The 7,495-nt window shown below is 68.4% G+C and carries 6 protein-coding genes; all 6 read right to left on the bottom strand.

Features of this window, described 5'->3' with window-relative positions; all coding sequences use genetic code 11:
- Window positions 1-16: 16 nt before the first annotated feature.
- The 6 genes from ACFWF3_RS17010 to ACFWF3_RS16985 all read right to left on the bottom strand — a co-directional run bounded on the left by ACFWF3_RS17010 (window position 17) and on the right by ACFWF3_RS16985 (window position 7,394).
- On the bottom strand, window positions 17-445 hold the full coding sequence (locus tag ACFWF3_RS17010; RefSeq protein WP_378637023.1) for a roadblock/LC7 domain-containing protein: 429 nt from the start codon (window positions 443-445) through the stop codon (window positions 17-19).
- Window positions 446-473: 28 nt separating this feature from the next.
- A complete protein-coding gene (locus ACFWF3_RS17005; protein WP_379314406.1) occupies window positions 474-3,218 on the bottom strand; it encodes a nitrate- and nitrite sensing domain-containing protein in 2,745 nt (914 codons plus the stop codon).
- A 380-nt stretch (window positions 3,219-3,598) separates the two neighbouring features.
- Window positions 3,599-4,624 (bottom strand): hypothetical protein, encoded by a 1,026-nt coding sequence (locus ACFWF3_RS17000; protein WP_378994155.1) that lies wholly within the window; start codon window positions 4,622-4,624, stop codon window positions 3,599-3,601.
- A gap of 46 nt (window positions 4,625-4,670) precedes the next feature.
- Window positions 4,671-5,171, bottom strand: a complete 501-nt coding sequence (locus ACFWF3_RS16995; protein WP_378994153.1) for a PspA/IM30 family protein — start codon at window positions 5,169-5,171, stop codon at window positions 4,671-4,673.
- A gap of 52 nt (window positions 5,172-5,223) precedes the next feature.
- Entirely contained in the window at window positions 5,224-5,982 is a 759-nt protein-coding gene (locus ACFWF3_RS16990) for an alpha/beta hydrolase (protein ID WP_379314405.1), read from the bottom strand.
- On the bottom strand, window positions 5,979-7,394 hold the full coding sequence (locus ACFWF3_RS16985) for a TerD family protein (RefSeq protein ID WP_379314404.1): 1,416 nt from the start codon (window positions 7,392-7,394) through the stop codon (window positions 5,979-5,981). Before ACFWF3_RS16985 ends, ACFWF3_RS16990 begins: the two co-directional genes overlap by 4 nt.
- Window positions 7,395-7,495: the final 101 nt, after the last annotated feature.

Here is a 7,495-nt window from a genome sequence, read left to right as displayed (position 1 = left end):
GGGAGATCGAAATCTCTCATCTGCGCAACGACTCTCGCAATTCGCTGATCAGCAGCGGGTCCAGCAGCGATCCGGCGCGTTCGGCGAGGATCGCCATCTCGTAGCCGACCAGACCGACATCGCAGCCGCCGTCGGCGATCACGCCGAGGCAGCTGCCGTCGCCCAGCGCCGACACCAGCAGGAAGCCGCGCTTCATCTCGATCATGATCAGTTTGAGGCCGTCGAAATCGTAACTGCGCGAGGCACTCCGGGCGAGGCTGGACAGGCCCGACACCATCGCGGCGAGCCGGTCGGCGCCGGTGCGGTCGAGTCCGTCCGACATCGCGATCAGCAGCCCGTCGGAGGAGACGGCGACGGTGTCGCGCACGCCGTCGGTATTGCGGACGAAGTTGCCGAGCAACCAGTTGAAGGTGTGTGGATCGGCGGTCGGTAGGTGGGTGGTCACCGGGTCTCCTGGGGTCTTGTCCGATCGGTCAGCGGGTGGGATCGAGTGGCGTGGAAGAGGATTCGGTCTCGCCGCCGCGTTCGTGGCCGGTGCGGAACGAGGAGAGCATGCTGCGGGTCTGGTCCGGAGTCCGTTCGACAACCGGGGGCCGGGCCGGGCCTGTGGCCGGATCGCGGCGGGGCCGCTCGGGCGCACCGGTGATCTTGGCGCGCTTGCTGCGTTTGACCAGGCCGTTGCGGGTGCGTTCGACGGCGGGTGCGCCGATGGACTCCACGGCGGGCAGTTCACGCGATGGCGGTACCGGCGAGCTGGTGTGTCCTCGGGCCTGCCCCTCCGAGCGTTCCGGGGCTACCACGCCGTAGTGGTCCGCAGCCGACGCCCCGTTGCGGGCCGCACCGTTGCGCGGACGCGCGGAATCGGTGGAACTGCTGAGGAACTGCGCGTAGACGGAGCCGGTGGACGAATGGTTCGCCGTGGCCGGACCACTGCCGTTGGTGCTGTTGCCGGCTCCCGATTCCGGATTCCGGCTGTGCCGCGACCGCCCGTTGGTGCCGGTCGGCGACGCCGAGCCACCGCGGATGGCGTGCGACGTCTCGCCGAGGAAGCCGACCGGTCGATCATCGCTACGGTCCGCACCTGGCACGCCGGCCGGGATCGCGTGGTGGCCCGGTGTCGCCGAACCGATCGTGGCCCCAGTGTGTGCGGGTGCCACCGTGTGACCCACGGCGACGGAGGTGTCCGTGCGCTCCAGGGTTGCGGGTTCGGCCAGATCCTGACTTGCGGGGCCGCGGGCGGCGCCCTCTCGCGGATCCGCTGCCAGCCCGGCCTTTCCGTCGGCGAGCAGCGACGGCGGGAGGAGCAGGCGGGCGACGATGCCGCTGACCGGTGACGTGTTCAGTTCCACGTCGATGCCGAGGCGCCCCGCCAGCCGACCGACCACGTAGTGGCCCAGGTAGCGGGTGGAGGCCACGATGAAGTCCTGCTCGCCGCGCAGCCGGGCATTGGCTTCGGCGAGTTGCTCGGCGGGCATGCCGACGCCGTGATCGACGACGGCGAGCAGGTAGCCGCCCGCGACCTTGCGGCCGTACACCTCGACCTCGAGATCGGGCGGCGAGAAGGCCAGCCCGTTCTCGATGAGTTCGGCCAGGATGTGCGCCAGTTCGCTGACGACGGCGCCGGTCACCGCGATGTCGTCGATCCGGCGCAGCACCACCCGCCGGTAATCGTCGACCTCGGACAGCCCGGCCCGGATCACGTCGGTGAGCGCGATCGGCTCGGCCCACCGGCGCGGACTCGCCTCGCCGACCAGCACCAGCAGACTTTCGGCGTTGCGCCGCATACGGGTGGCCAGGTGGTCGAGTTCGAACAGGTTCGACAGTGCCTTCGGGTCGAGCTCCTCGCGTTCGAACTCGCTGATCAATCCCAGCTGACGGCGCACCAGGTTCTGATTGCGGCGGGCCAGATTCGCCATCGATTCGGTGGTGTTGCGCCGCACCAGCGCCTGCTCGGAGGCGAGGTCGAACGCGGTGGTCTGCACGCGATCCAACGCACCCGCGACAGCGGCGATCTCCACGCTCGCGCCGGGAGGCGTGCGCACGGAGGCGGGCGGATCGGGTTGGGCGTCGGCGGCACTGTGCCAGGCCGCGATCACCTCGGGTAGCCGGGTGGAGGCGACGTCGTCGGCTTCGGTCGCCAGCTGGGCCAGGGGGCGGACGATGGCCCTGATGCTGGCGAGGACGAGCGCGAACTCGGCGGCGATCGCCAACAGCGCGGCCAGGGCGAAGGCGGCCAGCATCAGCGCGGCGTCGCGGCGCAGTGTCTCGGCCCGCGCGCCGACGTCGTCCCCGATGACCTGCTGGACCTTGCGTTGCTCGTCGATGACCGCGGTCATCTGCGTCCACCACACGGCCGGGTCGACCTGCTGAACCAGCGGTCCCAGCGTCGAGGCGATCGCGACGTTCTCCGATTCGGTTGCCCGCGTGGCGTTCTCGCTTGCCAGCACCGCGTCCAGACGTGCCTGCTGGGCAGGCGTCGCGTCGTGGCCGAAGGCGGTGAGCGCGGCATTGCGGGCAGCGCGGATGTCGAGGAACTGCACGTACTCCCCCGGCGCGAATTCTCCGGCGGCGAAAACGCCGTTGAGGAAACCGCGTTCACGAGCCGCGAATTCCTTCGCGTCACCGAGCGCGTAGAGCGCTTGCAGGCCGTGCCGGACGGCCGGGTCACGCGCCTGGTCGAGACCGAGCGAGAGACGGTTCAGCGCGTCGATGCCGTCGGTGTAGAACTGGAACGCCGCCTGCCGGGTGACATTGCGATTGTCGACCTGGGAGCGGATCGCGGGCAGACCCGCCAGATGACCCAGCGCCGAGCGCACCTCCCCCGCACCGGGCGGGTTCCCCACGATGGCGTTCACCAGGGCATGCAGGGCGGCGTCGGTGCCCGTGCGCTGGTCGGTGACGGGTTGGCGCAGGCGCTGATCACCGCCGAGCAGACCGTTGCTCAGACCGCGTTCGCGCTGCACCTGCTGCACGAGGTCCTGCGCGGCCAGCGCGACCGCCACCGCGTCCACGGTCTCCCCACTGCGGCGGTAGGCGCTGACCTGTGTCGACATGGTCAGCCCGAGCAGCGCGAGCACCAGCACCAGCGACACCACCAGGATCCGGGCGAGCTGTCCGGAGATGGTGCGCGGCCGGATCAGCCCGGCGCCGGCCCGCTGCCCTCGAGCGCCGCCATCCGATCGGGTTCCGGTCGGGTTCGGCCGGGAACGTGCACGCACACCTACTCCTTGGCAATGCCACCGCAACGTCGGTCACGGTGGCTCACGGAAAGTCAGGTGCAAACTTGCACTCCGCGCAGTGCGCGGTCAATGCGGAACGGTGTAAAGCAGCAATTCGTGCACTGATCTAAACATGCCGGAAATCCAGCGGGCTTTGTGTAGCCGAATGCTCACAGCCGCACCGGCGGCGAGTTGGTCGGCCGGTTCACTGCCGGATACATACAGGTCACCAGAGAGCGTGACACACAGCACATTTGATGCGACCGATCAGAAGCGGCAATTCGAATGCTCGACATCACTACCGGTTGCGGCGATGTCACGCAAATCGAGAAGCAAAGTCGTATCGATCAATTCGCGTTACCGAACGGTATTCGAGAGAATTACTCGCCGCCGAGAATTCCCAGCACCTGATCGGAGTAAAAGAACGGCTCGAGCCGCTCCCGGATCAGCCCGGCCAACACACCGTTGCGCTTGGCCGCCTCGATGACAGCCGGCCCGTAGCGCAGGATCTCGGTACTGATGTCGTCGGCATCGAGACCGAGTTCGGGCAGCATCGCCGAGAGCGTGTGGTCGCTGTACCTGGCGTAGAACACCTCGACGCACTCGCGCACGAGCAGGCCGAAGTACTCCTTCTCCCTGGTCGTCACCGCGATCTCGTAGCAGATCTGGACCAGCTCGTTGAGGTCCTTCTGGGTGAGGTATTCGCGCAGGCCCGCGACGGGTTCGTCGGCGTGCAGGTCCCAGAATTCCATCGCCGCCGAGTGCACGGGCGCGTCGCGCAGCATGTCGCGGATGGCGTTGTTGGTGCGCTTGAGCGCGAACAGCGCGCCCTTGCCCGCGAGGTCACCGACGAAGGTGCTGTCGGCGGCGACCTTCTTGGCCCGGTTGGCAGCGGACTGACCCAGCGACATCAGCGAGGAGACGCCCGGAATCTTCTCGGCGCGCTCGCGATTGGCCTGCATGAAATCGCCGATCAGCTTGTCGACGAAGCGCGAGGCCACCGTGGCGACGAGCGGGCTCTCGGTGAGCCGGTCCAGGATCCGCTCCTGGGCCTGGTGCATGCCGAAGATCTTCTCCAGCAATGCTTCCACCGGTTCGCGGTCGACCACGTCGCCGAGGGTGTATTCGGTGTTCGAGGCGATGTGGTCGTAGATGGCGTCGGAGAAGATACCGACGGTATCGGCGATCACGGGGCTGCCGCCGATGCGGTCGAACACGGTGGCCACCGTCTGCTCGCCCTGTTCCAGGGAAACCACGTCACCGAACCTGATCGACTCGCCGACGGCCAGCACGGCGGCCACATCGCGGGCGATCACCTCGGCGAACCGTTCACCGGTCACCTCGGCGAGCAGGAATTCCACCTGCGCATCGAGTAGTCGGTCGGCGATCTGGCGCGCCTGCGTCATCTGTGTGTCCACCCATCACGTCGTTACCGGAAGGGAGGACGCGTGGCTACTTCTCGCCGGAATCGTTGCCCTGCACCGATTTCCGGATCTGATCCAGCCGCTCACGCGCGGCCTTCTCCCGCGCCTCCCATTGCTCGTCGACGCTGCGACCCGCGGGAGTCTGCCGGTCGAGCTCGTCCATTCCCTGCGCGGTGCCGAAACGCTGCTCGACCTTATCCCGAACCGAGTCGAATGTCGGCACTCCGGAAGTGGAATATCCGCCGGTGGCGGTGGGTGCGCCGGTCACCGGTAGCCCGGACGGTACCGGCGGTACCGGCATCGCGCCTCCGACCTGCCCGGATGCGACGGGCACCACATCCGCGTCGATGACGTTCGTGTCCAGAGTCACAGGCGATCCGGTTTCGGCATGACCGATCTCAGCCTGGGCCAGCGCGGCGGCGACCGCGCCGAGCCCGGGGCGTCCGGCGACCGCGGCGCGCAGCACCGACACCAGCTCGTCGTCGGGCAGCGCAGCCAGGCGGCCGAGGAGTTCGCTCGTTTCGCTCATACCGCCAGGCTACGCAGAATCAGCGACCCTCGACGACGACCGGGCTGCGGCGTTATCGAGCCGCCCAGTCGGCGATGATCTTCGGCCACTGGGCGCCGAGCGTGTCGATCACATCGTTGTGACCCGCGCCGGGCACCACGATCAGCTGTTTCGGTTCCCGCGCCGCCGCGTACAGGCGTTCGGCGTGGCGCAGCGGGAGGAGTTCGTCGCGGTCACCGTGCATCATCAGGACCGGGACGCGCAGGTTCGCGATGTGCCGCAGGCTCGGATACGCGTTCGGGATCAGTGGCGCGGGCAGGAACGGGTAGACCGAACGCGCGGCGGCGCGCATGCCGCTGAACGTCGACATGAGGATCATGCCCGCGGGCGGATATTCGCCCGCCAGTTCGAGCAGTACCCCGCCACCGAGAGATTTGCCCAGGTAGTAGACCCGATCGGGATCGACTTCGGGTTGCTCGAGCAGGGCTTGGCGGGCAGCTCTGGCGTCGAGGTAAGTGCCCTGTTCGCTCGGGGTGCCCGTGCTGTGGCCGAAACCGCGGTAGTCGAAGGCGAGCACGTCGAAGCCGGCGTCGACCAGCAGCGCGATGATCGAGACGCGGTCGCCGATGGTGCCCGCGTTGCCGTGCGCGTAGAGGATGTGACCGCGGGGGCGCTCGGCCCGCACGAACCAGCCGTGCACATCGACGCCATCGGCGGTGCGCATGGTCAGATCGCGATAGTCCAGGCTGAGCGCCGCCGGGGTCTGGGCGACGTGCTTGTCGGGGTGGTAGACCAGCGCGTTGAGCACGCGCGTCGCGGGATGCCGGATCATTTGCCGCGGCCCGCCTGGAAGCCGAAGTCCCAGTTGTACAGGCGCGCGATCTCCACGACACCGCCGCCCGGTTGCCCGGCGGGCGGGCGGACGAAGCTGCCCTCGCGGCGCACCACGAACTCGCCGTCGACGTTCTCGAGCGCGAACAGCACCGCGTCGCGGGAGTTGTCGGTGCAGCCGTCGAGCGTCATCTCGATGGGCGCGGAATTCACCGTGTGCAGGGTGACGGTGGCGTGCACATTGCGGAAATCGCTGGCACCGTCGTAGATCGAGGCGAACACGAGGATGCGGCGGATGAACTGGGTGTAGTCGAGATTGACCGACAGGTTCTCGCCGGTGATGCTGGCACCGGTGCGGTCGTCCTGATCGAGGTGGATGAACGGCGGTTCGTAGAGGGCGCCGAAGCGGCGGTCGAGGGCTCGCACGGAACCGATCGCGCCGTTGACCAATTCGAAGAAGCAGCACAGGTCGAGGTCGATGTTCTTGCCGCGGAGTTTCCCGAAGAGGCGGCCGGTGGCGGCCATCGAGGTCCAATTGAGGTTCACGCGCATGACGCCGCCGGTGGCGCCGTGTTTCGTCAGGGAGACCGACGGGGCTTCCTTGGTGAGCGAGACCTTGGCGAGGTCGACCGGAGGTGGTGGGGGCGGAGCGAACTGGGGGTTGCGCTGGGGTGGGATGCCGGGCTGGTTCGGCGGCGGCGCGTACTGCTGCTGATTCGGCGGGAACACCGGGGTCGGCGGGCTCGGCGGCGGGGTGTGGGGCCGGTTCGGCTGAGGCGCGGGGATGAAGGGCTGTGTCGGCGGGGCGTACGACTGTTGCGGAGTCGGCTGCCCCGAGCCGAACGGCTGCGGGGGCGCGGGAGGCGCGGGAGGCGCGGGAGGCGCGGGAGGCGCGGGAGCATCGTCGACGGAGATGCCGAAATCGGTAGCGAGCCCGGCCAATCCGCTGTCATAACCCTGGCCGACCGCACGGAACTTCCACGCACCCTGGCGGCGGTACAGCTCGCCGAGCACGAACGCGGTTTCCGTGGTCGCCCCGCTGCTGTCGAACCGCGCGACCTCGGCGCCGTTCGCGGTGTCGATCACCCGGATGTAGAGCCCGTGGAACTGACCGAAGGTCCCCCCGTCGGCGGACGCGGCGAGCACGATCGTCTCGATCTCCGGCTCGACCTGCCCGAGATTCACCGACAGCGCGTCGACAACGATGTGTCCCTGCTGTTTTCCTTCGTGCCGCACCGCGCCCGAGGGATGCACGGCCTGGTTGTAGAACACGAAGTCGTCATCGGAGCGCACCTTCGCCCCGGCGAGCAACAGCGCGGACGCGTCGGCATCGGGCACACCCGGCCCCGACTGCCAACCCAATTCGACGCGGACCGCGGAAGCAGGCACCGCGACGTTGGCACCTTTCATCATCGACACACCCTCCAACCTAGCCCGCCCCCGGTCCGAGCCCAACCGCTCGCCCCCACTCCCCGCACACCACCGCCGAATTCTGGCGTCGTGCCGCGAAGGTG

The organism is Nocardia sp. NPDC060220, assembly GCF_042727815.1.
Classification (GTDB): domain Bacteria; phylum Actinomycetota; class Actinomycetes; order Mycobacteriales; family Mycobacteriaceae; genus Nocardia.
This window is presented reverse-complemented; position numbering and strand designations above follow the sequence as displayed.

Excerpts from the sequence above, each read along its gene's own strand:
- ACFWF3_RS17000 (WP_378994155.1), bottom strand. The coding sequence starts at position 4,624 with ATGACGCAGGCGCGCCAGATCGCCGACCGACTACTCGATGCGCAGGTG.
- ACFWF3_RS16990 (WP_379314405.1), bottom strand. The coding sequence starts at position 5,982 with ATGATCCGGCATCCCGCGACGCGCGTGCTCAACGCGCTGGTCTACCAC.
- ACFWF3_RS16985 (WP_379314404.1), bottom strand. The coding sequence starts at position 7,394 with ATGATGAAAGGTGCCAACGTCGCGGTGCCTGCTTCCGCGGTCCGCGTC.
- ACFWF3_RS16995 (WP_378994153.1), bottom strand. The coding sequence starts at position 5,171 with ATGAGCGAAACGAGCGAACTCCTCGGCCGCCTGGCTGCGCTGCCCGAC.